Source organism: Salmonella sp. SJTUF14076, from assembly GCF_015534835.1.
Taxonomy (GTDB): Bacteria; Pseudomonadota; Gammaproteobacteria; order Enterobacterales; family Enterobacteriaceae; genus Salmonella; species Salmonella enterica.
In genome coordinates, this window is sequence record NZ_CP064674.1 from 3,953,880 (window position 1) to 3,979,972 (window position 26,093).

The window sequence follows — 26,093 nt, forward strand, 5'->3', positions numbered from 1 at the left end:
ATGACGTACTCTTTTACATAAAAATTGTCGTATAGCGCTGTTTATCTCAGCTTGCGAAAGTTAAGGTAGTTTGTGTATTTACATTAAAGAGTAATATACGGGATTTGTTAGTCCCCAAAAAATAAGGGGATGCTCACAGGACGTGAGGTTTCAAAGGATGAAAAAATCACCATTATGCTGCTACCTGTTTTGTGCAGCGATGTCAGCTTCATCAGCCGCGCTGGCTGCTACCGCGCCGGTCTCCGCAGGCGTTATTCATTTCAAAGGCCAGATTGTCGAATATGGTTGTAATCTTGCGCCTCACGATCGCAATATCGAGGTATCATGTTTGCGGAATAATATCCCCCATTTGCAGACAGTCGCCACACCGTCTGGAAACGCTATTTCGTTGATGAATGGAATCGCCACGGTACGGCACGTGTCGTTAAAAGATCATCCGGAGATTCAAAGTTTGATCGTCCAGTACCGCTAACCGCTTATGGCTCCCGCCGGGAGGAGTTCCGGCAGGCGGCGATTTCGCTCAGTAAAACGCCGCCCGCCTGCATTTTGTACTTTTCTCTCATTCGTATCCTCCAACAGCGATGTTCATCGCTTCGCTATCCTGTACGCTCTACGCGCTCGTTAAGCACGGTACCTATGATAGCTGTCATAAAATGATTGCAAATAAAATCATCACATTTACTATGGTTAACCTTACAAACAGCGTTGTCGCTCATGTATTGATAAGGTGAATACATTGACTTAAATATTCTTGTTGGCTATTTTAATTTACTTAATTATAATTTTAAGTGAATATTAAATTTATGTTTACCTTTTAATAGTCAACCACTTTATCAGCCATAATAATGGGGAAGATATGAAGCAGTTAAACGGCGGGAATGTGTATCGTCCCACAGGGAAAGAAAAAAACCTGCAAGCCATTTTAAATATTCATCGGCACGTTATTCAAAACATCTCCCCTGTCACTATTACGGCCGGTAAAACACTGGATATCAAGATTGATAATCAATCCCACATCCTGTTAATCACTAAAGGCACTATTAAAGTATGTCGGCGTATCGACAGCATTGTAATGGGCTGCGGTGTCTCACCAATGATTTTAGGCCTTGTAGATGCCTATGCTGACTTATACCAGTTAGAAGAGAATTCAGACGTCTTTTTTATCGCCGAAACCACCTGTGAATATTATCCTGTCCCAGTAAAAGATTTTGTGGAAATAGCTGATGAAAAGCATCTCTGGCGTGACATTTCGAACATCCTGATGTACCGCATTGCTTTCATGACTAACCGTGACAGAAACCTTATCGGGCAGGACGCCTATAGCCAGATAAAAGCGCTGTTACTTGAACTGTGGTCGTATCCTGAAAGCTCACGATTTGAGATCAACGCACAGAACTTCATACAGCAGAGAACCGGGCTTTCACGCAGCCGTATCATGCAGGTACTTTCAGAACTAAAAGCGGGGGACTATATAAAAATACTGCATGGAAGACTGTTAGAGCTTCGAAACCTGCCGGTTTCATTTTAAACGGACAAGCGTCGTATATTCTTAAAAATAAAGCAATATAGAGTTAAATAAATCCTCCAGGAAATAATAACTATTATCAAAAAAGAGATCTTGCTCTATAAATCCAGTCATCAACCATACTTCTTTAGTGGTATTTTATTAAACTTTGTTACCGGGTCCGAAACTGGACTGCCGTTCAATATTGCATCAGAATTTTTATTGAGTTCATAGTTGATATACGTAGAATAGCCGCCTGCTTATCTACAGAACAGAAAGAAGCGCATACAGAGTAAAATATAATATTTTATTTTATATAGCTATCTTTATTTTTCAGCGAATAGAATCAGGCAACAATTAATATGTTTAATAAGAAAATTATCATCCTGGCAATGTTAACTGCCGTAGCATCCACACCGGTATTTGCCCAGAACACGATTACGTTCAATGGCAAAATTTACGATCAGGCGTGTACGGTTCAGGTTAATGGCTCTACGGATACCACCATTAATTTGGGTAATTACAGCAAAGAACGCATCGCGGAAAAAGGCGCCACAACCGATTACGTGCCGTTTACCGTAAGCCTGGTTAGCTGCCCGGAAGCAGGGACTGGCGTACCAACCCAGGCCATGTTCCGCTTCCACGGCGCAACAGATGATTCCAACCCAACGTACTTCAAAAACGCGGACGAAGGATCGGAAACGGGCGCCGCGGGTGTCGGTATTTCTATTCAGAACGCTTCACATAGCGATGTAACAGATAACACGGATGATGCCGCAGTAAACCTGCCAACCGACGGCTCGACAGCAGACTTTACCTATTACGCCGCCATGGCAAACGATGGTTCCGCAACCGTAACCGGTGGAGATGTTAGCACTCAGGTTACGTATACCGTTTCGTATCAGTAAGGCATTCTCATCCTGATGTGGACAGGCAGGATGCCAGTCCATAGCGTAAAACATCTTTACAGAGTAAAAAATGAAACACATAAAGAAATCCGTGTTGGTCGTATTACTGACAAGCCATGTTGCCCATGCCAGCATTGTTGTTGGCGGAACCCGACTGGTTTTCGACGGCAATAATGATGAGTCGTCAATCAATGTAGAGAATAAAGACAGCAAAGCGAATCTTGTTCAGTCATGGTTATCGGTTGCCGATCCCCAGGTCACAAATAAGCAGGCGTTTATTATCACCCCGCCTCTTTTTCGCCTTGATGCCGGGCAAAAGAACAGTATTCGGGTTATTCGCTCTGGCGCCCCCCTACCTGCAGATCGGGAGTCTATGTACTGGCTCAATATTAAGGGTATTCCTTCTATTGATGATAATGCCTCCGCGAACCGCGTGGAAATCTCCATTAATACCCAAATAAAGCTTATATATCGACCGCCAGCATTAACAAAATCGACGCCTGATAGCCAGAGCCAACAATTAAAATGGCAGACGGCAGGTGATGTTATTACCGTAAATAACCCCACTCCCTATTATATGAACTTTGCCAGTGTGACGCTTAACAGCCATGAAGTGAAATCAGCGACTTTCGTTCCGCCAAAATCATCAGCGTCATTTAAATTGGGTTCTACTGCCGCCCCTCATGGCACGGTAACGTGGCGATTAATCAGCGATTATGGGATGAGTTTAGAGCCGCATTCCGGTTCATTCTAGCCATTAACGACTTCATTTTACTTTTACCCTTTCAGGACTTTTACTGTGCAATTCTCCAGAGTAGAGCCCCGTTCTCAATTAGCGTTATCGTTTCTCTTTATATGCTGTTCCATAAAACCAGCGTTAGCGCATGATCATTTTAATCCATTATCGTTGGAAAATGATGAACCGGGCGTGGAGAATGTCGATCTATCGGTTTTCGAAAAGGGGGGGCAGGCAGAAGGCACCTATAATGTTGATATTTATATTAATAACACCAGTGTTGAAACAAAAAATATTGCCTTTAAAAATAAAAAATCAGCAGATAATAAGCTCTCCCTACAGCCGTGTCTTAGCGTTGAACAACTCAAGCAGTGGGGCGTAAAAACAGAAAACTTCCCCGAGCTTAAAAATGACCCAAACGGGTGTACCGATCTTAGTCTGCTGGCTGGCGCTGTAGCAAAGTTTAATGTCATCGGTAACCGGCTGGATTTAGCGATCCCTCAAATCGCGTTGATCGCCGACCCGCGAGAATTCGTCCCTACCAGCGAATGGGATGAAGGCATTAATGCTTTTTTGCTGAACTACAGTTTTACCGGATCGCAGGATCACGATATTGATGAAAACCGGACGGAAAATAGCGAATACGCTAACCTGCGCCCTGGTATTAACATTGGCGCATGGCGTTTTCGTAACTACTCAACCTGGAATCATGATAGCGATGGGCAAAATAGCTGGGATTCTGCCTACACCTATGTTTCTCGCGATATCGAATTTTTAAAAGGACAGCTGATCGCCGGGGAAAATAACACGCCCGCGGACGTCTTTGACAGTATTTCATTTAAGGGCGTACAGATCTCTTCTGATGACGATATGTTGCCGGACAGTATGAAAGGGTTCGCCCCGGTCATTCGCGGGGTGGCCAAAAGCAGCGCGCAGGTAACCGTTGAACAAAACGGTTATACCATCTACAAAACTAACGTTCCGGCGGGTCCATTCGCCATCAACGATCTTTATCCAACCGGCGGTTCGGGCGACCTGTACGTCACCATCAAAGAATCCGATGGTTCTGAACAGCATTTCATTGTGCCCTACGCCAGCGTTCCGGTATTACAGCGTGAAGGCCACCTGAAATACGACCTGACGGTAGGCCGCACGCGTTCATCAGATACGCATTCCGCGCAACAGAACTTCGCTGAACTGACGGCCTTATACGGATTAGCAGGCGGCATAACCGCCTATGGCGGAATAGAGAGTACGCTGAGCAATGATGTTTATCATGCGGCGCTCATCGGGACAGGCTTAAACCTTGGCGATCTGGGCGCATTGTCTTTAGACGTCACCAACTCATGGTCAAAAATTAAAGCAGGCGATGTGGTTAGCGATACGCTTACCGGGCAATCCTGGCGTATTCGTTACAGCAAAGATATTCAGTCAACAGGCACCAATTTCACTGTCGCCGGCTACCGTTATTCGACCAAAGATTACTACGCTCTTGAGGATGTGCTGGATACCTATAGCGATAATAGTCACTATGATCATGTACGTAATCGCACCGACCTGTCGTTATCGCAAGACATTATCTACGGTTCCATTTCACTCACTTTATATAATGAAGATTACTGGAATGACACTCATACCACATCATTAGGTATTGGCTATAACAACACATGGCATAACGTAAGCTATGGCATTAACTATTCTTATACGCTGAACGCCGATAATTCTCAGGATGAAGACGACGATACGGAAGACAGTAATGACCAGCAAATTTCAATCAATATTAGTATTCCGTTAGATGCCTTTATGCCGTCAACGTATGCCACCTACAATATGAACTCCGCGAAAGACGGCGATACCACGCATACTGTCGGTTTAAACGGAACAGCGCTGGCACAGAAAAATCTCTCATGGAGCGTTCAGGAAGGTTATTCCTCTCAAGAGAAAGCCACCAGCGGTAATGTGAGCGCAACCTATAACGGGACGTATGCGGATATTAACGGCGGATATAGCTACGATAATCATATGCGTCGCCTGAATTATGGCGTTCAGGGCGGCGTACTGTTACATCGAAATGGCCTGACACTATCCCAGCCAATGGACGACACCATCATATTGGTTAAAGCCCCTGGCGCAGCGGGTGTCCCCGTGAATAACGAAACGGGCGTGGACACCGATTTTCGGGGGTATGCCGTCGTACCTTATGCTTCGCCTTACCATCGTAATGAAGTGTCTTTAGATACGACTGGCATTAGAAAAAATATTGAGCTCATTGATACCAGTAAAACACTGGTGCCTACCCGTGGCGCGGTGGTCAGGGCTGAATATAAAACCAATATTGGTTACAAGGCATTGATGGTATTAACCCGCATAAACAATCTGCCTGTTCCTTTTGGCGCGACCGTCTCGTCTTTAACAAAACCAGACAATCACAGCAGTTTTGTTGGTGATGCGGGGCAAGCCTGGTTAACCGGACTGGAAAAACAAGGGCGGTTATTAGTGAAGTGGGGGCCAACAGCAGCAGACCAGTGTCAGGTCTCTTATCGTATACCGAGCTCCCCCTCCGCTTCTGGCGTAGAAATCTTACACGAGCAATGCCAGTGATTCTGGTGGGATAAAAGATGAATATGAACAGATTTGCTGCATTAGCCGCCCTGTTAACGTTTACGGGTCTGGCATTATGGTCGCCCTCGATCAGCGCGGCATACAATACCGCAGATGCCGTAGACATTAACGTTACGGGATTAATTTATGCCGATCCGTGTACCGTTACGGTACCTGACACGATCTCTCTTGGACAATATGCCCGGGCGGATATCGCCGTGGCCGGTGGCAATACCGCCACCATTCCTTTCACCATAAAAATGACGAATTGCCCGGCAACGACCACAAAAGCCGCGATTTCATTTAACGGCGTACCTTATCCCGATCCGAATTATGCTTCTGCGATTTATGCAAACAGCGCGGCCAATCCGGCGCAGGATTTAGGATTACAGCTTTTTAACCTGGACGGTAAAAGTCTGGTCAATCTGGCCAACAACGTCACTTACACGGTGGATATCAACAGTAATACCCATGAAGCCAATTTGCCTGTCGCCGCAAGGATGTATACCCCGTATGGAAAAGTCACGGCAGGGGATTTCACGTCCGTTGTGACGATCACTATCGCATGGCAATAACATCTTTCTATTTCACCTGATATAAAAGCAGGAATTTTTCATGAGAAGGTTATATCTGGCGCTTATTCTGCTGTTCGCGTATTCCGGTCATGGTTACGCCTCCTGTAAACGTTCCGGAAATGAAGGCGCGATCACTATCACCCCGCCGTCGCAGCTTGTGGTGGATAGCCACGCCTATACCGCAGGCGAAGTGTTGTGGCAATCGGGCTGGGTTTCCACCTCCGAAGTCACAATGGATGGCTGTAGTCGCGATTATAAGGTCGGTTTTTTATATGAACCCGGTAGCGCGCAGTCAAATGCATCAGCGACAATCAATGCGAATGACGGGAACAACACGCCGGTATTTAGCACCGGGATTTCCGGCGTGGGCATTGCGATTAAAACCCAAACGAATGCTGGCCCTTACGATAATGTCATGCCAATCGATAATACCTACCATAATGGCGATGGCAATAAAACACACCATGCGATGGCTCCCGCCTACAATGTTGAACTGGTCGCCTTAGGCGGTCCGATCACCTCCGGTACCGCGACATTCCAAAGCCCACTGGCGCGCGTATCTTTTCGCGATAGCGCAACGGAAGACTCCGGCGGCGATATCCTGACCCATCTGTATTTGGGGAATACGCAATTGATTATGAAAGCGATGGGATGTCGGGTAGAAACACCTGCCATCACCGTTGATTTAGGCAGCGTCAATTTAGGCAGTTTCGCTAACAGTCAAACTGCGGGCACAGGCGAGCAGGATATCTTATTGACCTGCGAACAAGGCACCGCTATCTCCGCATCGTTAAGCGCCCAACCGGCCAGCGGAAATAACCCTGATAATTCAGTCATCCAGTTGAGCAATGCGAGCGCGCCAACCAGCGCAACCGGCGTTGGCGTACAGTTGGGTATTCAGGCGCCGGACGCCGGTTTCTTTACCGACAGTTTGCCAATTAATCAAAAAATTGATCTCTTTACTCACACGATTACCACCAATGCCGATGGCAGCCAGACGGTTAACGGCGGAACCATGAATATGTCGACCACCCTGAAAATTAGCGCGCGCTACTATAAAACCGCCGCCACGGTAACGGCCGGGCAAGCGAATGCCACGGCAACATTAAACCTGACCTATAACTAACGGCATCACATTTTCTGGCGCTGCGCGGGAAAACGTTAACGCGCGCGCCCGTTAGATTTATTTCCACAAACGTAATTCGTCATCTTGTACTGGCGGTAATGACTTACGTTGCTGACAAGAGAGCGAATACCAGTCCAGATGGCGCGTCAGGAACATCACGCCGCCAAGCGCCAGTAGCAGAACGCCGGTACCCAGAAGCAACGAGCTATCTTCCGAACGCAGCAATCCCCACATCACGCCATCCAGCGCCAATAACGCTAACGTAAACAGCACGCTATTGCGCCATCCTTTCAGCACCGCCTGCAAATAAACGCTATTCATCAACGCGCCCACCAGGCTGGCGGCGATCCAGGCTGGCGTGAAACCGATATGTTCCGACAGTGCCAGCAATAGCAGGTAGAACATCACCAGCGATAACCCCACCAGCAGATACTGCATCGGGTGTAACCGCTGCCCCGTCAGGGTTTCGAAGACAAAGAAAGCCATAAACGTTAGCGTAATCAACAAAATGGCATATTTCGTCGCTCTGTCCGTCAGTTGATACTGATCGGCTGGCGTCGATACAGCGACGCTAAACGCTGGTAAGTTGTCCCAATCCACCTTTTGCGCATCAGCAAACTGTTCGCCGAGATTCGTGGCAAACCGGCTGGTTTGCCACTGGGCCTGAAATCCTGAACCGCTGATTTCGCGTTTACCGGGAAGAAAATCCCCCACAAAATTTGGGTGCGGCCAGTTGCTGGTCAGGGTCATTTCACTGCTACGCCCGACGGGAACCAGTGAAAAGCTGCCGGTTCCGCTTAAATTTAGCGACATCGCCAACGTCAGGTTGCGCGTCGCCCACTGACTGTCCGGCAGCGGGATATGAATGCCCTCTCTACTTTCCGGTAAGCCGGTCCCCGGTTCTACAGTGAGCGTTTCACCATTCACCTGCGGCGCTTTTACTGCGCTGATACCGCGCGCATCGCCGACGCCCACGACGATAAAGGGCTTTCCAAGGGTAATGTTCGGTCTGTTCAGCTCATGCAGACGGGCCACATCAAACTCCGCCTTTATCGCCATATCGGTATGCCACACCTGCCCCTGATAAATACCTATTTTTCGCGCTTCAACGTTTTGATTGCCTTCAACCAATAGCGACTCCGGCAGCCAAAAATAGAGATAGCTGCGCTTATACTGGACCTCTTTCTCCTCTTCCAGCACGGTATAAAGCTCTGTCACCGGAATCGCCACCAGCGGGCCGACAACCTTTTGTGGGCCGCTGGTACTCTGACGAATAGCATTCTCCACATGGCTTCGATAATCAGCACGCTCCACGATGGTGTGCCGTACCATCATCAGGGGAATTAACAGCAGGATCATGGCGCCGCCTAACGTAATCATTTTCCACAACAGGGGGGATTTCAACATAGCGTTCTCCTTTGCAATGCCAGCAGTGTAAGAACGCGATGTGGGGAGAATTTGAAGTTATGTGAAGTGACGGTGAAGTGTCAACGAGGCCAGCACGCCGCCTTCGGGACGATTGCACAACGTCACCTCACCGTTGAGGAGCCGCGCCGCCTCGCTGACAAACGCCAGCCCAAGCCCGCTGCTTTTACGCCCGTTTTCACGGGGCAACGAATAGAATCGGTCGAAAATGCGCGGCAGCGCAAAATCAGGAATACCACAGCCGGAATCCGTCACCTGCAGGATCGCTTTCTCCCCCATCGGCTGAGCGCTTAATGTGATAACGCCATTTTCAGGCGTAAAGTCGATGGCATTGTCCAACACATTGCCCAACGCCTGCGCCAGAAGCTCCGCGTCGGCGACGACAACCAGCGAGGAAGGCCGTAGAGTAAGCGTGATCTTTTTTGCCGCCAACTGAATACTGCGCGCCTCGCTAAGCTGCGTAAATAGCTCATCAACAGCAACCGGCGCGAGAGGGATATCCTGTCGGTTTTCCAGCCGCGCCTGGCGCAGCAGGGTTTCTACCAGCGCCTGCATTCGCGTATTTTGCGCCAGTATATTCTCTGTAAAGCGGGTAACCACATCCGCGGGCGGTCCTTCACGCAGAATCTCCGCCGCGCCGCGTATCGCCGCCAGCGGACTTTTCAGCTCATGAGTCAACGCATACACGTACTGCTCAATCTCATTCTTGCCTTCCAGCTTAATGCGCATACTCTCCAGCGCCTGCGCCAGTTTACGCAGCTCGCTGCTGCCTAATGCAGGTAACGCAAGCGGGCGGTTTTCGGTGACGGAATCCGCATAGCGCGTCAACCGGGCGATGGAGCGGTTAATCCACCAGACCATCCCCGCGCCAATCGCCAGCGCAATTCCCAGTAAAACGGCGCTGGCCCACAGAATGCGCCGTTCGCTGCGCTTAATCACCGGCGCCATTGCCGCATTCGGTTTCCCGACAGTCAGGACGCCGATAATCCGTCCATCGCTGATTATCGGCGCGGCTACGTACATCACGGTGCTATTGGGATCGGCAGAATCTTTTGCCGTGCTGCGGGCGCCATACTGTCCGCGCAGCGTAAGCCAGACGTCATTCCAGCGAGAATAATCCTGTCCCACCGCTTTGTTTTCCGAATCAAACAACACCTTCCCCTGCGCATCCGTCATATAGACATGGTATTCATTGCGCACTTTGACGATCCCGCTGATATTGGCGCGAAACGGGCGATGTTGCAGTTGGGCGAATGCTTTCGCCAACTGGCCGTCAGTCGGGTTGCCGGAAAGGAGATCGTCGCGGGCCAGCGCCGCCAGCAGCGTCGCGGTGTCAATCAGCGTCCCTTCCGTCGCGCGGCGGACGCCCGGCTTTATCTCCTGAACGAAGATAGACAGCACAAACACGGCGGCGACGGCGACAATAAGAAAGTAGCCCAGCAGCAAACGCATTCCGATGCGCATCAGACGCTCCTCAGGCTGTATCCCATTCCACGATGCGTGTTAATTGGCGAGAGATCCGGGTTGATCGCGCGTAGCTTAGCGCGCAGGGTTTTGATGTGTGTATCGACCGTCCGATCGAAGGTCTCCTGGGCATCAGACCAGACAATATCCATCAATTGCTGGCGCGAGTACACGCGCTCCGGCGACAGCAGCAGGGTTTTAAGAAGCAGAAACTCATAACGCGTCAGCGAGAGCGGCGTCCCAAACCAGGCGATCTGCGCCGCCGGTTCATTGAGTTCAAAATGTCCGGTACGCACCACCGGCGACGGCACAGCAAACTTTTTCACCCGGCGCAGCAGCGTGCGCACGCGGGCGCTCACTTCGCGCGGCGAGAACGGCTTGGCGACATAATCATCTGCGCCGATCTCCAGACCAAGCAATCGATCCACTTCATCGCTGCGGGCAGTCAGGAAAAGAATCGGCAGCGCAGGATGGCGTTCCAGCAACTGCCGACACAGCTCAAAGCCGCTGATATCCGGTAGTCCCACATCGAGAATCACCGCATCCGGCCGTTGCTGACGCGCTTTTTCCAGCGCGGGCAGCCCGCGAGCGAATAGCTCAACGGTAAACCCTTCCAGTTGCAGGGTGTAGATGAGCGTATCGGCGATTCCCTGTTCATCCTCGACTAACCAGACCTGCGGTTGCTGCATACTCTTTCCCTGTTATTGTCGCCACGGCATGACCGGCACCGCGCTGATGGCGTTCTTCGGCGACCCGTCGACTACTTTGTCGGAGTAGGCCAGATACGCCAGCGTGTTGCGTTTCTCATCATAGAAACGCACGACCTGCAATGACTTAAATATCAATGAGGTGCGTTTTTTGAAAACTACCTCTCCCTGCGCCTTGCCGTTCTTAATTTTGTCGCTCAGTTCAATAGGCCCGACCTGCTGACAAGAGATGGCGGCGTCAGACGTATCTTCCGCCAGCCCCAATCCGCCTTTTATGCCGCCCGTTTTCGCCCGGCTAACATAGCACGTCACGTTTTTGACATCAGGATCGTCAAAAGCTTCCACCACGATTTTATGGTCAGGGCCGAACATTTTAAATACCGTATCGACTGAACCAATTTGTTCCGCGCGGGCGCTCTGCCCCAGCAGCAACAAAATTGAGAAAAGTACTAAGCTCTTGTATTTCATATTGTTACCATTCATAAAAGTTACATTGCGTAATTATTAGACATTCTAAAATAAAATGGTTATAGATCACAGGATTAGAATAATTACCTGTCACGTTGCCTAAAAAAAGCATTTAAGCTCAAAAAAAACACTGAATGCTAAAAGAACAAAAAATGCTATTATCCTCTTACCTGATATCGGGTGCTCGTTGTTGAAAGGATGGGGATATTTTATGGATCAGGCTGGCATAATTCGCGACCTGTTAATCTGGCTGGAAGGTCATCTGGATCAGCCGCTGTCACTTGACAATGTGGCGGCAAAAGCAGGCTATTCCAAGTGGCACCTGCAGAGAATGTTTAAGGACGTGACGGGCCACGCCATTGGCGCTTACATCCGCGCCCGTCGTTTATCGAAATCAGCAGTAGCGCTGCGTTTGACCGCGCGTCCAATTCTGGATATTGCTCTTCAGTACCGCTTCGATTCTCAGCAAACCTTTACGCGCGCCTTTAAGAAACAGTTTTCCCAGACGCCAGCGCTGTATCGTCGCTCCTCGGAATGGAGCGCCTTTGGCATTCGCCCGCCATTACGGCTGGGCGAGTTTACCGTGCCGGAACATCAGTTCGTTACGCTGGAAGATACGCCGCTCCTTGGCGTCACGCAGAGCTATTCCTGCTCGCTGGAACAGATTTCCGACTTCCGCCACGAAATGCGCGTGCAGTTCTGGCATGATTTCCTCGGTCATTCGCCAACTATTCCGCCAGTGCTTTATGGGCTTAATGAAACGCGCCCCAGCATGGAGAAAGACGATGAGCAGGAAGTATTCTATACCACCGCACTGCCGCAAGAGCAGGCCGATGGCTATGTTCAGTCGGCGCATCCTGTGCTGTTGCAGGGCGGTGAATACGTCATGTTCACCTATGAAGGGTTAGGAACCGGCGTGCAGGATTTTATCCTGACCGTTTACGGCACCTGTATGCCAATGCTGAATCTGACCCGTCGTAAAGGACAGGATATAGAGCGATACTACCCGTCAGAAGATACCAAAACCGGCGATCGCCCTATCAACCTGCGCTGCGAATTTCTGATCCCGATTCGTCGTTAACGCTGTAGCTCATCCAATGCAGGGGCGTCCAGATGCGAAACGTCCCCTGCGGTTTCTACCACCCACCCAGACGCCAGCCACTGACTTTCCTGGTAATCGATGCGGGAAATAGAGCAGTTGCGCAAACGTAACCGGCGTTCCGCCCAGGCGGGTAGTCCCAGGATAGTACTGACCAGACAGCCCAACGCGATACCGTGACTGACCAATAAAGGTCGGCTGCCCTGCGGTAGCTCCAGACAGGACGCCAGCGCGGCATGAACGCGATCGCTCAACTCCTGCATCGATTCCCCACCAGGAATGCGGCCATCCTGCGTGCCGTTGACCAACTGACGACGCCAGCCCTCTTCTTCTTCCGTCAGCGAATCGATCTGGCGCTTTTCCAGCACGCCCATATCCAGCTCGCGCAGGCGGGAGTCAAAGGTGATATCACACCCGCACGCCTGGGCGATAATCTCCGCCGTGCGTTTTGTGCGGCCTAAATCGCTGCTGATGATATGGGTGATGCCGAGGCTGCGGGCGCGTTCTCCTACCTGCATGGCCTGCTGCTCGCCTTTTGCCGTCAGGGGACTGTCCGATTGGCCCTGAATACGTCGCTCGGCGTTCCACTGCGTTTCACCGTGGCGAACAAGGTATACCTGTAACATGTTTTTTTTCCGTTATACTGCGATAAATTTTTAAAACTGAGCTTAATTATGCACCAGGTTATCTCTGCGACCACCAATCCTGCCAAAATTCAGGCAATTCTAAAGGCATTTGAAGAGATTTTCGGCGAAGGATCGTGCCATATTACGCCCGTCGCCGTCGAGAGCGGCGTACCGGAGCAGCCCTTCGGAAGCGAGGAAACGCGTGCTGGCGCACGAAATCGCGTGGGTAATGCGCGACTCCTGCATCCACAAGCTGATTTCTGGGTAGCCATTGAAGCCGGAATTGACGATGACGCCACCTTCAGTTGGGTGGTGATTGATAACGGCGTTCAGCGCGGTGAAGCGCGATCGGCCACGCTGCCGCTGCCCGCCGTCATTCTCGACAGAGTCCGCCAGGGAGAAGCGCTTGGCCCAGTGATGTCGCAGTACACAGGTATTGACGAGATTGGCCGCAAAGAGGGCGCCATTGGCGTATTTACCGCCGGAAAATTAACGCGCTCCAGCGTTTACCACCAGGCGGTAATCCTGGCGTTAAGCCCGTTTCATAACGCGGTGTATCGATAATTATTTGCGCTATGTTGTAGGCCTGATAAGCACAGCGCAATCAGGCATTTCGCGGCGATATTGCCGGATGGCCGCTTCGCCTTATCCGGCCTACGAGCAAATCAGGCGCTTTTCAGCAGTATCTGCTCAAGCCAATGACGCAGTTCAACCGGCGCGGATTTCAGGCTGTTTGACCCGCGCGTGATGGTGGCGATGCCCGCCCCCAGCTCGGTTTTCAACTCGCGCTGGCTCATTTCGCCACGCAGCAACTCCTCAATAATGCGCACGCGCGTTCCCAGCGCTTCACGCTCGTCCGGCGTAAGCATCAGTTGTAATAAAGGCAGATGCAGATCCTCTGCATATGCCTGACGGAGTAACTCCACAAAACGAAGCCACTCCTGATTACGTTGTTCGGCGATAGCCGATGAATAAGGGGAATGCTGGGTCATGTTATGCCGCCGTTTGTACTGTTACACGAGTACAAATGATAACATAACCCGTCAGCATTAATACCGTCGCTGCCACTCAGAGTCGCTCATTAAGGCCTCTTTCTGCCCCATAAAGTGGCGATAGTAAGCGTCATAGGCCAGAACGTTTTTCACGTAGCCGCGCGTTTCCGAAAAGGGAATGCTTTCGACAAACGCTACGGCATCGATACGCCCGGCGCTATTGCCAAGCCAGGTGCGCACGCGCCCCGGCCCGGCGTTATACGCCGCCGATGCGAAAATACGGTTATTACCAAACTGCTGATAGACATACTGCAAATAGCTGGTGCCAATATTGATGTTGGTCTCCGGCTCCAGCAGTTGGCCGGGGCCGCGGTAGTCCGGAATCGAAAACATTTTCACCGTATGGGTGGCCGTTCCCGGCATAATCTGCATTAAGCCGCTGGCCCCTACCGGCGATTTTACTTTCGGGTTCCAGGCGCTCTCCTGGCGGGCAATCGCCATGGCATAGCTTTGTGAGATATCTTTTCCGCGGGTATAGCGGGTAAAAAGATCGTTATACGCCAGCGGGAAACGCTCCTCCAGATGATCCCACAGTTTTCCGGCGATCGTCGCCTGTACGCTCAGATCCCACCAGTGCTGGTTAAACGCATAGCGCGCCAGCTGCGCCTGTTCAGATTTACTACGGCTTTTTACCAGATTCGCCCATTCGCTGCGCGCCGTGTTATCCAGGTTCCAGTACATCAGCTCCCGTACACGCGCCATCTCCGGCCCCTGCGTCAACGCGCTGTTTACGTTGGCGGGCGCTTTATCGATTTTAAGCGTGTACTCTTCGCCTAAACGCTGCGCTGCGACCATCGGATAAAAACCGCGCTTCTGCATTAAAGCATGAAGGATCTCTTTCGCTTCGGCGTCACGACCGCGCTCCAGCAATAAATCCGCCTGCCAGTAACGCCACTCGTCTTTCTCTTTCGCCTCCATCGGCAGTCGGGCAAGCCAGGTATTGAGACCGCGACGATCGCCCATCCCCAGCGCCATACGCACGCGCCGCTCGATAAGCGACGTCGATTGCGAGCGCATAATCGCGTCATCGCGCCATTTCGCCTGCGCATCGGTCACATCGTTGCCCATCAGTCGCCAGGCAACGATATCGCGCAGCGCCTGCGTTTGTTCCTCATTAAGTTTCTGCGCCTGTACCAGCGAGGGGATCATCAGACGCGCATTTTCCGCGTCCTGGCGGGCGACGCTGGCAAACGCGACTTCCGCCATCTGGCGGGTAAAATCGGTGGCGCCGGTGGTGCGTGCGAAGGTCAACACGTTATTAGGGTCATTAGCGAGGGTAATGATCGCTGAGGCGATCGTTTGATATTCCGCCGGCATCTGTCCGGCCAGCACCGTAACCAGACCCGTATTTCCGGCTTTCATCGCCAGCCGAATACGTTCCAGGTACGCCAGCGGGTCTTGCTTGCCGGAGGCCCGCCAGACGCTGAACAGTTTATCGCAGGCATTCGGCTGACTTTTGCCGGTCAGCCAAAGGTCTTTCGCGCCCTGCCAGGCCGCTTCCGTTTGCCCGGTGCTCCATTTCGCGTAGTAATAGTTACATTGCGCTTCCGTGGTGCCGGGTTTCTCCGGGCTAAACGCCAGCAAGCCGCGCCAGTCTTCACGACGCGCCAGCTCATTGACGAAGCGTGATTGCAGCGTACGCGCAGGCGGAAGCGTAGGATTGGCGCGCACAAACTGCGTGACAGCAATCGCCGGTTGGTTCATCAAATCGTCGGTGATCTTACGGTATTCCAGATACGGGTAGAGCGGATAATCTTTCAGACCCGGCATCATCTGCTCTACCACATCCATCTGGCGGTTGTCCCAGGCCTGCTTAATCTGCGCATAGCGGTTACGCTGCTCTTCCAGTGAGTCGGCCCGCGCGAGGTGACAAAAGGTCAGCAGGCATACGCTGGCGGCGACGAGACGCCAGACAAATGGTTTGGCTCTATCCACAAGCACTTCCTCAATTGTTATCTAATGCAGCATCATGCCGCGTAATGAATTTATGCTAACCAGTCATAGCCATTTGCGCCACGTTACGGACACTTTTTTACTTTTATTGCGAGTGCGATCTGCTGGCTGGGCTTAGGCAGGGAAAAAGGCTACACTTCGCCTTTGAAATCTATTCACCATCACGATAAACATAGAGGCGAAGTCCAACGTGGCTCAATTCGTTTATACCATGCATCGTGTCGGCAAAGTGGTTCCGCCGAAACGTCATATTCTGAAAAACATCTCGCTGAGCTTCTTCCCTGGCGCCAAAATCGGCGTGCTGGGCCTTAACGGCGCCGGTAAGTCTACCCTGCTGCGCATCATGGCGGGTCTCGATAAAGATATCGAGGGCGAAGCGCGCCCACAGCCCGGTATTAAGATTGGCTACCTGCCGCAGGAACCTCAGCTAAACCCGGAACACACGGTACGCGAGTCGATTGAAGAGGCCGTTTCGGAAGTGGTTAACGCCCTCAAACGTCTGGATGAAGTGTACGCGCTGTATGCCGATCCGGATGCCGACTTCGACAAGCTGGCCGCAGAGCAGGGCCGGCTTGAAGAGATTATCCAGGCGCACGACGGTCATAATCTGAACGTGCAGCTTGAGCGCGCTGCTGACGCTCTGCGTCTGCCGGACTGGGATGCCAAAGTCGAAAAACTGTCCGGCGGCGAGCGCCGTCGCGTGGCGCTGTGCCGTCTGTTGCTGGAAAAGCCGGACATGCTGCTGCTCGACGAACCCACCAACCACCTGGATGCCGAATCTGTTGCGTGGCTGGAACGTTTCCTGCACGACTTCGAAGGTACCGTCGTGGCGATTACCCACGACCGTTACTTCCTCGATAACGTCGCCGGCTGGATTCTGGAACTTGACCGCGGCGAAGGTATTCCGTGGGAAGGCAACTACTCCTCCTGGCTGGAGCAGAAAGATCAGCGTCTGGCGCAGGAAGCGTCTGCCGAAGCGGCGCGCCGTAAATCCATTGAGAAAGAGCTGGAGTGGGTGCGTCAGGGCGCGAAAGGCCGTCAGTCGAAAGGTAAGGCGCGTCTGGCTCGCTTTGAAGAACTGAATAGCGTTGAGTATCAGAAACGTAACGAAACCAACGAACTGTTTATTCCACCAGGACCGCGCCTGGGCGACAAAGTCATTGAAGTCAGCAACCTGCGTAAATCCTACGGCGACCGCGTACTGATCGACGACCTGAGCTTCTCGGTACCGAAAGGCGCTATCGTCGGGATCATCGGGCCAAACGGCGCGGGTAAATCGACCCTGTTCCGCATGATGTCCGGTCAGGAGCAGCCTGATAGCGGCACCATTACGCTGGGTGAAACCGTCAAGCTGGCCTCGGTCGATCAGTTCCGCGACGCGATGGACAACAGCAAAACCGTCTGGGAAGAAGTGTCCGGCGGGCTGGATATCATGAAGATCGGCAATACCGAAATGCCAAGCCGCGCCTATGTAGGCCGCTTCAACTTCAAAGGCGTCGATCAGGGCAAACGCGTTGGCGAACTGTCCGGCGGTGAGCGTGGTCGTTTGCATCTGGCGAAGCTGCTGCAGGTGGGCGGCAACGTCCTGCTGCTCGACGAACCGACAAACGACCTGGATATCGAAACCCTGCGCGCGCTGGAAAACGCCCTGCTGGAGTTCCCTGGCTGCGCGATGGTTATCTCGCACGACCGTTGGTTCCTTGACCGTATCGCCACCCACATTCTGGATTATCAGGATGAAGGTAAGGTGGAATTCTTCGAAGGCAACTTTACCGAATACGAAGAGTACAAGAAACGCACGCTGGGCGCTGAGGCGCTGGAGCCGAAGCGTATCAAGTACAAGCGTATTGCCAAATAAACGTCTGAATGCCGGGTGGCGCTTGCGCTTACCCGGCCTACAAACCCAGCGATTCCAATACGTTGTGAAACTGTAGGCCTGATAAGACACGGTAAGCGTCGCATCAGGCATTGGTTCTTATCCCTGCTCGCCCATCATCTCTTTCACCAGTTCCACACAGCGCAAAAAGCGGCCATCGTAATCAGCCTCTTTAACGTGAACGAACTCAATGTTGTTTTCTTTCAGCATCTCGACCAGCAGGTTCTGGAACGCTTTGCGATCCACTGAACTGCCCAGGCTTCGCAGTCCGTCAGCTATCCACGGCGTATTATTCTCCAGCAAAATCACCAGGTCGAAGCGATACTCGTCGATCAGCGCCTGGACAAAGGGATGCTCGCGCCCTTCGTATTTTTTGCAAAATGCCTGGGTGGTGACGAAATCGGTATCGATAAACGCCACTTTATTCGCATATTTCACTGCGAAATCAATATATTGCGCATGGCCCAGCGCAATTTTATCGTAGTCGGAATACTGTAACGCCATCTCATCGCCGCCCAGATGCGAAAAAACATAGTCGCGGCCATATTCCCAGGCGCTGGTGGTATTAAAAATATTGGCGAGCTTATTGACCAGCGTAGACTTGCCGCTTGATTCCCCGCCCAGAATCGCGACGGTACGCACGAAAAACGGCTTCACTTCGGTAGGAATATATTCCCAGTAACGAAACGGATTTTCGCGGATTTGCGCCCCGCTGATATTCATAAACGTGCGTTCAGGATCGACCAGCACCGTCTCAATCCCTAAATGCTCAAGGTACTGCGGCGCATCAGCCTCTTCGGAAGTGTAGATCCAGCTCGGCTGTATTCCCTTCTCTGCCATAAACGCTTTAATGCCGTTGCTCCAGACGTCCCAGCCATGCGGATAAGGCTCCATCCCCTCTTCATTAAAGGCGTGGATGCGAATATTTTTTTGGTATTTGAAGGTTTGCAATAACCAGCGCAGGCGATCCGACACGGTGGGCTGCTGCGACATGGCGCTATCCTCAAACAGTCCGCGGTCGCGCGTATCGTCATATCCCATAATGATGTGCAACTCATCCACCTGGCTACAGGCGCGCTGGATCAAGTAGATGTGTCCGGTATGCAATGGATAAAATTTACCGAACACCACGCCAATGTTTTTCTGTCGGCGGGGAAACTCCAGCCCGAGAAAACGGTGTAGCGCCTCCAGTTTTTGCGCGCTGGGGCTTTTGATTTTGGCGTTAAGTAACTGACTCAGATACCCCTTGGTCATACCGCTGGCGTCAGCCACCTGTTGCAGAGTGCAACCTTGCTGCTTAATCGCGGTTTTGAGATAGTCGAACGATGACACAAGAGCCTCCTGCTGGAAAAATCGCATAACACTGCCTGATAGCGCTTCGCTTATCAGGCCTACAACATCAATCCGTAGGCCGGATAAGACGCATTGCATCGCCATCCGGCAAATTATACAACATCACTACATACAGAGAATTATAAGTCGTCAAACACGCTTAACGCATCTGCGAGCTTTTTAACACCGAACACCTGCATTCCTTCCGGCGGCTTTTTCGGTACGTTGGCGGCAGGCACAATCGCCCGACGAAAACCGTGTTTCGCCGCCTCGGAAATACGCTCCTGCCCGCTCGGCACCGGACGAATCTCGCCTGCCAGCCCCACTTCGCCAAACACCACCAGATCCTGCGGCAACGGCCTGTCACGCAGGCTGGAGACCATCGCCAGCAGTAAAGCCAGATCCGCGCTGGTTTCGGTGACTTTCACTCCGCCGACCACGTTAACGAAGACGTCCTGATCCGACATTTGCAGACCGCCGTGTCGGTGTAGCACCGCCAGCAGGATTGCCAGACGGTTTTGTTCCAGACCGACCGCCACGCGTCTGGGGTTCGCCATCATCGAGTGATCGACCAGCGCCTGAATCTCCACCAGCAACGGTCGCGTGCCTTCCCAGACGACCATCACTGAACTGCCGGAAGTGACCTCATCGCCGCGGCTTAAAAAGATGGCGGACGGATTGCTCACTTCGCGCAACCCCTGTTCGGTCATGGCGAAGACGCCCAGCTCATTGACTGCGCCAAAGCGGTTTTTGTGGCTGCGCAGCGTGCGGAAACGAGAATCGGCGTCGCCGTCGAGCAATACTGAGCAATCGATACAGTGTTCCAGCACTTTCGGCCCCGCCAGCGACCCGTCTTTGGTGACGTGGCCGACCATCACGATCGCCACGCCGCGCGTTTTGGCGAAGCGCGTCAGGTAGGCTGCCGTTTCGCGGACCTGGGCGACGCTGCCCGGCGACGACTGGATGTCCGCCATATGCATCACCTGTATGGAGTCGATCACCATCAGTTTCGGCTGTTCTTCTTCGGCAATCAGGCAGATCTGCTCGATGCTGGTTTCGGAGAGCATATTCAGATTAGCGGTCGGCAGGCCGAGACGGTGCGCGCGCATCGCCACCTGCTGTAGCGACTCTTCGCCGGTGACGTACAGCGTTTTCATCTGCTCGGCGAGCTTGCACAGCGTTTGCAGCAGCAACGTCGATTTGCCCGCGCCAGGATTACCGCCAATCAAAATGGCGCTGCCGGGTACCACCCCGCCGCCCAGCACGCGGTCAAACTCTTTAAAACCGGTAGAAAAGCGCGGCAGTTCCTCAAGACTGATGTCAGACAGTTTCTGCACTTTTGATACGCCCGCACTGCCGGCGTATCCGCTCAGACGTTCGTTACGCGCCACCGTCGGCGACGCGGCAAGGCGCACCTCAGTAATGGTGTTCCAGGCATGACAGGCGCTGCACTGCCCCTGCCAGCGTGGGTAATCGGCACCACATTCATTACAAACAAAGGCGCGTTTGGGAGCTTTTGCCACGTTTTACCTCTTTCGTTAACGCTGTTGCCGGATGGCGCTGGCGCTTATCCGGCCTACGGTCGCCTTGCCATTGGGCAGGTTAATCATTTCTGGTTCATGCTGCCGGAGAGAATGCAAAACACGCCCATCAGGTCAGCGTGGCGGATCGTAATCTCCGTCTTTTCGTTTACTTTTGGCTTGGCATGGAAGGCAATACCTAACCCTGCCGCTTTGATCATGGGCAGATCGTTAGCACCATCGCCAATCGCCACCGTCTGCGCCAGCGGGATGTCATGCTCTTGCGCCAGACGAAGCAAGGTATTGGCTTTATACTCAGCATCCACAATATCGCCGATAACGTGGCCGGTAAATTTACCGTCCATGATCTCCAGCTCATTGGCGACTGCCGCCGTCAGACGTAGCTGGTCACGCAGATAGTCGGCGAAGAAAGTGAAGCCGCCGGAGGCGATAGCGATTTTCCAGCCAAGCGCTTCCAGTTTTAGCACCAACTGCGTTAATCCTGGCATTAGCGGCAGATTCCCGCGCACCTGGCGCAAAATATCGGCATCCGCGCCTTTCAGCGTCGCCACGCGGCTGCGCAGGCTGGCGGTAAAATCAAGCTCGCCGCGCATCGCGCGCTCCGTCACTTCAGCCACCTTCTCACCGGTACCGGCCAGCTTCGCGATTTCATCGATACACTCAATCTGGATCGCCGTGGAATCCATATCCATGACCAGCAGCCCCGGTGTGCGCAGATGCGGAATTTTACCCAGCGGCGCGACATCCAGCTGCGCCTCATGCGCCAGCCGCGTCGCACGCGGCGTCAGCGACCCCGCCAGACGAATGACCTGATAATCCTCCACGCACCAGGCGGCGACAATCACCATTGCGGCGCCCAGTTTGGTCTGATATTGAGTTAAACGCTGCTTATCCAGCCCGCGCCCATACAACAGCCAACCGCTGCGGCCTGCATGGTAATCCAGAGGCATCACCTCGTCGCCGCTTAAAGAAAGAGGCAAACCAGGCCATAAAGAGACATCTTCAGGCAGATCGCACCAGGTAATGTTAGGCATTAAAGCTCCTGTAAATCGTTCAGGCCGGTAACCGCCCCGCGGAAAATAACGCATGAGGCTACCTTGTAACCATCGCTTCTGGCAACATTAAGCCTCAAATTTTCAGCAGGTGGAATATGGCTCGCGCAAAACTGAAATTTCGGCTGCATCGTGCAGTCATTGTATTGTTCTGTCTCACACTGCTCGTCGCGCTCATGCAGGGCGCGTCCTGGTTTAGTCAAAACCACCAGCGACAGCGCAATCCGCAGTTGGAAGAGCTGGCCCGCACGCTGGCGCGCCAGGTGACGCTCAACATCGCCCCGCTGATGCGCAGCGAAACACCGGATGAAAATCGCATCAACGCCGTGCTGCGTCAGCTCACGCAAGAGAGCCGAATTCTGGATGCCGGCGTCTATGATGAACAGGGCGATCTTATTACTCGCGCTGGTGAAAGCGTCAACGTGCGCGACAGGCTGGCGCTGGATGGCAAAAAAGCGGGCAGCTATTTTAACCAACAAATTGTCGAGCCTATCCAGGGGAAAAACGGCCCATTGGGCTACCTGCGTCTGACGCTGGATACCCACACGCTGGCCACCGAAGCAAAGCAGGTCGATAACACCACCAACATTCTACGTCTGATGCTGCTACTCTCGCTGGCGATAGGCGTGGTGCTGACGCGCACCTTGCTACAAGGTAAACGCACCCGCTGGCAGCAGTCGCCCTTCCTGCTAACGGCCAGCAAGCCTGTTCCGGAAGAGGAAGAACGTGAGGAAAAAGAGTAAAATGACGGCTTAATAAAGGTAAGGAAAACCACTATGACAACATTACGCCTGCTTATTTCTGACTCTTACGATCCCTGGTTTAACCTGGCGGTCGAGGAGTGCATTTTCCGCCAGATGCCCGCCACCCAGCGCGTGCTGTTCCTGTGGCGCAACGCGGATACGGTGGTCATTGGACGCGCGCAAAACCCGTGGAAAGAGTGTAATACGCGGCGTATGGAAGAAGATAATGTCCGTCTGGCCCGCCGTAGCAGCGGCGGCGGCGCGGTATTCCATGACCTCGGTAATACCTGCTTTACCTTTATGGCCGGTAAACCGGAATACGATAAAACCATCTCCACCCATATTGTGCTCGCGGCGCTGAATTCGCTGGGGGTCATGGCCGATGCTTCGGGACGCAACGATCTGGTCGTAAAAATGCCGGACGGCGATCGCAAAGTCTCCGGTTCAGCCTATCGCGAAACCAAAGATCGCGGTTTCCATCACGGTACGCTGCTGTTGAACGCCGACCTCAGCCGCCTGGCGAACTATCTGAATCCCGATAAAAAGAAACTTGCGGCGAAAGGGATTACCTCCGTTCGCTCCCGCGTGACCAATCTTACCGAGCTAATACCGGGTATCACACATGAACAGGTCTGCCAGGCGGTCACTGAAGCCTTTTTCGCCCATTACGGCGAACGCGTCGACGCGGAAGTGATTTCACCGGATAAAACGCCGGATCTGCCGAATTTTGCCGAAACCTTTGCGCGCCAGAGCAGTTGGGAGTGGAATTTCGGCCAGGCACCGGCGTTCAGCCATCTGCTGGACGAACGTTTCACCTGGGGCGGCGTCGAGTTGCATTTTGACGTCGAGAAAGGTGTGATTACCCGCGCACAGGTGTTTACCGATAGCCTGAACCCGGCACCGCTGGAAGCGCTGGCCGAGCGGCTGCAAGGGTGTTTGTACCGCGCGGATGTGCTGCAACAGGCCTGCGAATCTTTAATTGCTGAATTCCCGGCTCAGAAAGGTGAGCTGCGGGAACTGGCTGCGTGGATGGCTCAAGCTGTACGCTAAGCGTCTACGCCAGCCGCCCGATGGTCTGCGCGGCTAACTTCAATTTTCCCACCATCGCGCGGGCAATCTCCTGAAAGCCCGCGCTGATGCGTTTATCATCAGCGACCAGCACCCAAAAGCGCTCGGCCAACGGCAAGGCAAATTCCCACGCTTTCTTATCGATTGTGGCCTCCACACGAATGTCGACAGGCGCGTAGCGCAACATGCCCGATGCCGCCGGAGCGTAAGCCATCGGCAACATATCATAGACAGGCGCGAGCGCCATCGGGGCATCGGAGTAATAAAACGAGAGGTTACCCGCATGCATATCGCTGTTGGCGATAAGCCGACCAAACGCCCAAATTTTCTCAATTTGCTGATGGGCAACAGCATCTATAATGCCCTGCCCGGCAAGCCGATGCGTGACCACCGGCCAGATGCCTGGCGAAGATGCATACTCGCCTTGCAACGCCTCCAGGGAAACAATTTGCCGACGACCACGTATCCCGGTGCAGTCGAAGCGAATGCTTTCCAGAAAGACCTGTCCTCCCTCGCTGCAAATAGCCGTGGCTAAGCTGGCGTTGATGCTGGCGGCAGAAAGCACGGCTAATGCGATGGACTCGGCAATCAAGAGGTCGCTCCAGCGTTCAGAAACGGCGTTCCTTTCACGCGCACTGAATTTCACCAGTACGTTCTGATTGCCCCATCTTGTTTCTGCAAAACAGGCAAATTTAGGCTGCTCACCACCAGCTGAAGAGCCAATGACCTCACCTGCGAGCGCGTCTTCCACCAGCTGCTGATAGCGATTGAGTTTTTCGGACTGCGTAATCGCCGTCGCATCCGGCGCGGTCACCCAACGCTGGTAATTCTCCTCACCCACGATCCAGCCGCCCGCATTTTCACCCTGATACGCCCGCAGCGCATACAGGACTTCATCCTCTTGCCACAACCGGATGTCATCAGGCAGATGCGCATACCCAGCCACGGCCCTTCCCCAAGCTCGCCCAAGGAATCCCTGTGGCCTAAGATCGGTCAGATACCATGGCAGGCTGTCAAACCATTGCCATTCACCTGTATCAAGCGCAACCAGGCAACTCCCCTGAGGCCAACACGGATAAAGAACGCCAAACTTAGCGGCCTGTCCTTGTGCATTGACCTGCCAGAGGGGAAAGGCCGCAACGCCGCGAACAGGCCGAACAAGCGCGTAGCACGAGCTTTACCAAACTGGATGACGTCCTGATGCGCGGAAACCAGACGAGAGAACGTCGCCTGACTAACGGCCAGCGATGATCTTAATTCAGCGGCGGAACTCGGCCCCTGTAAGAGCAAATCGGTTAATGCGCTCATAGATGAATAGATTAATGAATAGATACTTGAATTGATTTAAGGACACAGCCCTTTGATTGTCAATACAAACAAAGAAAGAGCGAGAGGAAAGATGAATAGATTATCAGAAGAGAGTGGATATAACGCTGGCATTACCCGGACCAGGCCTTGACGCACCTCGTCCGGGTCGATTTGCTGCTTACTCCTGGTCGCCCAGCAGTACGGATTCCAGCGCGATTTTGATCATGTCGTTGAAGGTCGTCTGACGTTCAGCGGCAGTGGTCTGCTCGTGGGTACGGATGTGGTCGGACACGGTGCAGATAGTCAGCGCTTTCGCGCCAAACTCAGCCGCAACGCCGTAGATGCCCGCCGCTTCCATCTCCACGCCCAGTACGCCGTATTTTTCCATCACGTCGAACATTTCGCCGTCCGGAGAATAGAACAGGTCTGCGGAGAACAGGTTGCCCACGCGCGCGTCTACGCCCAGCGCTTTTGCCGCGTCAACCGCGTTACGCACCATGTCGAAGTCAGCGATAGCCGCGAAGTCATGATCTTTAAAACGGATACGGTTCACTTTGGAGTCAGTGCAGGCGCCCATACCGATCACCACGTCGCGCAGTTTGACGTCCATGCGCACAGCGCCGCAGGAGCCGACGCGAATGATTTTCTTCACGCCGAAATCGGTGATCAGCTCTTTGGTGTAGATGGAGCAGGATGGGATACCCATACCGTGGCCCATCACGGAGATCTTACGGCCTTTGTAAGTCCCGGTGAAACCTAACATGCCGCGAACGTTGTTCACTTCGCGGACATCTTCGAGGAAAGTCTCAGCAATGTGTTTCGCACGCAGCGGGTCGCCCGGCATCAATACGACGTCAGCGAAATCACCCATTTCTGCATTAATATGTGGAGTTGCCATCTTCAGTTCCCTTTAAATTTGTTGTTATTGC

General features: G+C 52.9%; 23 protein-coding genes and 1 pseudogene. 12 read left to right on the forward strand and 12 right to left on the reverse strand.

Annotated features, from left to right (window positions below; translation table 11 throughout):
- Positions 1 to 157 precede the first annotated feature (157 nt).
- The 7 genes from HU143_RS19120 (at position 158) to sthE (ending at position 7,450) form a co-directional block, all read left to right on the forward strand.
- Complete coding sequence (locus HU143_RS19120) at positions 158 to 472, forward strand: hypothetical protein (protein WP_000749515.1); 315 nt, start codon at positions 158 to 160, stop codon at positions 470 to 472.
- Positions 473 to 856: 384 nt separating this feature from the next.
- Positions 857 to 1,528 carry a winged helix-turn-helix transcriptional regulator gene (locus tag HU143_RS19125; protein WP_000811637.1) on the forward strand — a complete coding sequence of 224 codons (672 nt, stop codon included), beginning with the start codon at positions 857 to 859 and terminating at the stop codon, positions 1,526 to 1,528.
- A gap of 338 nt (positions 1,529 to 1,866) precedes the next feature.
- A complete protein-coding gene (locus HU143_RS19130; protein WP_023226891.1) occupies positions 1,867 to 2,412 on the forward strand; it encodes a fimbrial protein in 546 nt (181 codons plus the stop codon).
- Between the two features lie 70 nt (positions 2,413 to 2,482).
- On the forward strand, positions 2,483 to 3,166 hold the full coding sequence (gene sthA, locus HU143_RS19135; RefSeq protein WP_000680522.1) for a fimbrial biogenesis chaperone SthA: 684 nt from the start codon (positions 2,483 to 2,485) through the stop codon (positions 3,164 to 3,166).
- A gap of 45 nt (positions 3,167 to 3,211) precedes the next feature.
- Entirely contained in the window at positions 3,212 to 5,749 is a 2,538-nt protein-coding gene (locus HU143_RS19140) for a fimbrial outer membrane usher protein (protein ID WP_001160706.1), read from the forward strand.
- Between the two features lie 17 nt (positions 5,750 to 5,766).
- On the forward strand, positions 5,767 to 6,324 hold the full coding sequence (locus HU143_RS19145; protein ID WP_001056980.1) for a fimbrial protein: 558 nt from the start codon (positions 5,767 to 5,769) through the stop codon (positions 6,322 to 6,324).
- A 40-nt stretch (positions 6,325 to 6,364) separates the two neighbouring features.
- On the forward strand, positions 6,365 to 7,450 hold the full coding sequence (gene sthE / locus HU143_RS19150) for a fimbrial major subunit SthE (RefSeq protein WP_021001129.1): 1,086 nt from the start codon (positions 6,365 to 6,367) through the stop codon (positions 7,448 to 7,450).
- Between the two features lie 57 nt (positions 7,451 to 7,507).
- Here the strand turns inward: sthE and creD are convergent, their stop codons facing one another.
- From creD to creA, 4 genes are read right to left on the reverse strand one after another with little or no spacing between them, the layout of a single operon-like run.
- The gene (gene creD / locus HU143_RS19155; protein WP_023226892.1) at positions 7,508 to 8,857 is read right to left on the reverse strand and encodes a cell envelope integrity protein CreD; all 1,350 of its coding nucleotides are present in this window, start codon (positions 8,855 to 8,857) and stop codon (positions 7,508 to 7,510) included.
- A 57-nt stretch (positions 8,858 to 8,914) separates the two neighbouring features.
- Positions 8,915 to 10,339, reverse strand: a complete 1,425-nt coding sequence (gene creC / locus HU143_RS19160) for a two-component system sensor histidine kinase CreC (protein WP_001219537.1) — start codon at positions 10,337 to 10,339, stop codon at positions 8,915 to 8,917.
- Positions 10,339 to 11,028, reverse strand: a complete 690-nt coding sequence (creB, locus tag HU143_RS19165) for a two-component system response regulator CreB (RefSeq protein ID WP_023226893.1) — start codon at positions 11,026 to 11,028, stop codon at positions 10,339 to 10,341. Before creB ends, creC begins: the two co-directional genes overlap by 1 nt.
- Positions 11,029 to 11,040: 12 nt before the next feature.
- Positions 11,041 to 11,514, reverse strand: a complete 474-nt coding sequence (creA, locus tag HU143_RS19170) for a protein CreA (protein ID WP_000875811.1) — start codon at positions 11,512 to 11,514, stop codon at positions 11,041 to 11,043.
- A 211-nt stretch (positions 11,515 to 11,725) separates the two neighbouring features.
- Between creA and robA the strand changes: the two genes are divergently transcribed.
- Entirely contained in the window at positions 11,726 to 12,595 is an 870-nt protein-coding gene (gene robA, locus HU143_RS19175; RefSeq protein ID WP_000371685.1) for an MDR efflux pump AcrAB transcriptional activator RobA, read from the forward strand.
- Here robA and gpmB read toward each other — a convergent pair.
- Positions 12,592 to 13,239: a 2,3-diphosphoglycerate-dependent phosphoglycerate mutase GpmB gene (gene gpmB / locus HU143_RS19180; protein WP_000942363.1), complete on the reverse strand. Its 648-nt coding sequence runs from the start codon at positions 13,237 to 13,239 to the stop codon at positions 12,592 to 12,594. The genes robA and gpmB overlap by 4 nt on opposite strands.
- 48 nt (positions 13,240 to 13,287) lie before the next feature.
- On the opposite strand from gpmB, the gene yjjX reads away from it, so the two are divergent.
- Complete coding sequence (gene yjjX / locus HU143_RS19185) at positions 13,288 to 13,803, forward strand: inosine/xanthosine triphosphatase (RefSeq protein ID WP_023226894.1); 516 nt, start codon at positions 13,288 to 13,290, stop codon at positions 13,801 to 13,803.
- Between the two features lie 101 nt (positions 13,804 to 13,904).
- Here yjjX and trpR read toward each other — a convergent pair whose 3' ends face one another.
- Positions 13,905 to 14,231, reverse strand: a complete 327-nt coding sequence (gene trpR / locus HU143_RS19190; protein WP_000192005.1) for a trp operon repressor — start codon at positions 14,229 to 14,231, stop codon at positions 13,905 to 13,907.
- Positions 14,232 to 14,288: 57 nt separating this feature from the next.
- On the reverse strand, positions 14,289 to 16,226 hold the full coding sequence (sltY, locus tag HU143_RS19195) for a murein transglycosylase (RefSeq protein ID WP_000373272.1): 1,938 nt from the start codon (positions 16,224 to 16,226) through the stop codon (positions 14,289 to 14,291).
- A gap of 208 nt (positions 16,227 to 16,434) precedes the next feature.
- Between sltY and ettA the strand changes: the two genes are divergently transcribed.
- Complete coding sequence (ettA, locus tag HU143_RS19200; RefSeq protein WP_000046770.1) at positions 16,435 to 18,102, forward strand: energy-dependent translational throttle protein EttA; 1,668 nt, start codon at positions 16,435 to 16,437, stop codon at positions 18,100 to 18,102.
- 117 nt (positions 18,103 to 18,219) lie between these two features.
- Here ettA and nadR read toward each other — a convergent pair whose 3' ends face one another.
- The 3 genes from nadR to serB all read right to left on the reverse strand — a co-directional run bounded on the left by nadR (position 18,220) and on the right by serB (position 22,027).
- Positions 18,220 to 19,452, reverse strand: a complete 1,233-nt coding sequence (gene nadR / locus HU143_RS19205) for a multifunctional transcriptional regulator/nicotinamide-nucleotide adenylyltransferase/ribosylnicotinamide kinase NadR (protein WP_001532645.1) — start codon at positions 19,450 to 19,452, stop codon at positions 18,220 to 18,222.
- A gap of 140 nt (positions 19,453 to 19,592) precedes the next feature.
- Entirely contained in the window at positions 19,593 to 20,975 is a 1,383-nt protein-coding gene (gene radA, locus HU143_RS19210; RefSeq protein ID WP_001029710.1) for a DNA repair protein RadA, read from the reverse strand.
- Positions 20,976 to 21,058: 83 nt separating this feature from the next.
- On the reverse strand, positions 21,059 to 22,027 hold the full coding sequence (gene serB / locus HU143_RS19215; protein ID WP_001132983.1) for a phosphoserine phosphatase: 969 nt from the start codon (positions 22,025 to 22,027) through the stop codon (positions 21,059 to 21,061).
- 116 nt (positions 22,028 to 22,143) lie between these two features.
- Between serB and HU143_RS19220 the strand changes: the two genes are divergently transcribed.
- Together HU143_RS19220 and lplA are read left to right on the forward strand one after the other, a co-directional pair.
- A complete protein-coding gene (locus HU143_RS19220; protein ID WP_000090067.1) occupies positions 22,144 to 22,788 on the forward strand; it encodes a YtjB family periplasmic protein in 645 nt (214 codons plus the stop codon).
- Between the two features lie 33 nt (positions 22,789 to 22,821).
- A complete protein-coding gene (gene lplA / locus HU143_RS19225) occupies positions 22,822 to 23,838 on the forward strand; it encodes a lipoate--protein ligase LplA (RefSeq protein WP_023226895.1) in 1,017 nt (338 codons plus the stop codon).
- 4 nt (positions 23,839 to 23,842) lie between these two features.
- Here the strand turns inward: lplA and yjjJ are convergent.
- Both yjjJ and deoD read right to left on the reverse strand, forming a co-directional pair.
- A pseudogene (gene yjjJ, locus HU143_RS19230) lies at positions 23,843 to 25,164 on the reverse strand (type II toxin-antitoxin system HipA family toxin YjjJ).
- Between the two features lie 178 nt (positions 25,165 to 25,342).
- The gene (deoD, locus tag HU143_RS19235) at positions 25,343 to 26,062 is read right to left on the reverse strand and encodes a purine-nucleoside phosphorylase (RefSeq protein ID WP_000224865.1); all 720 of its coding nucleotides are present in this window, start codon (positions 26,060 to 26,062) and stop codon (positions 25,343 to 25,345) included.
- Positions 26,063 to 26,093: the final 31 nt, after the last annotated feature.

Excerpts from the sequence above, each read along its gene's own strand:
- HU143_RS19120 (WP_000749515.1), top strand. The coding sequence starts at position 158 with ATGAAAAAATCACCATTATGCTGCTACCTGTTTTGTGCAGCGATGTCA.
- HU143_RS19125 (WP_000811637.1), top strand. The coding sequence starts at position 857 with ATGAAGCAGTTAAACGGCGGGAATGTGTATCGTCCCACAGGGAAAGAA.
- HU143_RS19130 (WP_023226891.1), top strand. The coding sequence starts at position 1,867 with ATGTTTAATAAGAAAATTATCATCCTGGCAATGTTAACTGCCGTAGCA.
- sthA (WP_000680522.1), top strand. The coding sequence starts at position 2,483 with ATGAAACACATAAAGAAATCCGTGTTGGTCGTATTACTGACAAGCCAT.
- HU143_RS19145 (WP_001056980.1), top strand. The coding sequence starts at position 5,767 with ATGAATATGAACAGATTTGCTGCATTAGCCGCCCTGTTAACGTTTACG.
- sthE (WP_021001129.1), top strand. The coding sequence starts at position 6,365 with ATGAGAAGGTTATATCTGGCGCTTATTCTGCTGTTCGCGTATTCCGGT.
- creD (WP_023226892.1), bottom strand. The coding sequence starts at position 8,857 with ATGTTGAAATCCCCCCTGTTGTGGAAAATGATTACGTTAGGCGGCGCC.
- creC (WP_001219537.1), bottom strand. The coding sequence starts at position 10,339 with ATGCGCATCGGAATGCGTTTGCTGCTGGGCTACTTTCTTATTGTCGCC.
- creB (WP_023226893.1), bottom strand. The coding sequence starts at position 11,028 with ATGCAGCAACCGCAGGTCTGGTTAGTCGAGGATGAACAGGGAATCGCC.
- creA (WP_000875811.1), bottom strand. The coding sequence starts at position 11,514 with ATGAAATACAAGAGCTTAGTACTTTTCTCAATTTTGTTGCTGCTGGGG.
- robA (WP_000371685.1), top strand. The coding sequence starts at position 11,726 with ATGGATCAGGCTGGCATAATTCGCGACCTGTTAATCTGGCTGGAAGGT.
- gpmB (WP_000942363.1), bottom strand. The coding sequence starts at position 13,239 with ATGTTACAGGTATACCTTGTTCGCCACGGTGAAACGCAGTGGAACGCC.
- yjjX (WP_023226894.1), top strand. The coding sequence starts at position 13,288 with ATGCACCAGGTTATCTCTGCGACCACCAATCCTGCCAAAATTCAGGCA.
- trpR (WP_000192005.1), bottom strand. The coding sequence starts at position 14,231 with ATGACCCAGCATTCCCCTTATTCATCGGCTATCGCCGAACAACGTAAT.
- serB (WP_001132983.1), bottom strand. The coding sequence starts at position 22,027 with ATGCCTAACATTACCTGGTGCGATCTGCCTGAAGATGTCTCTTTATGG.
- HU143_RS19220 (WP_000090067.1), top strand. The coding sequence starts at position 22,144 with ATGGCTCGCGCAAAACTGAAATTTCGGCTGCATCGTGCAGTCATTGTA.
- lplA (WP_023226895.1), top strand. The coding sequence starts at position 22,822 with ATGACAACATTACGCCTGCTTATTTCTGACTCTTACGATCCCTGGTTT.
- deoD (WP_000224865.1), bottom strand. The coding sequence starts at position 26,062 with ATGGCAACTCCACATATTAATGCAGAAATGGGTGATTTCGCTGACGTC.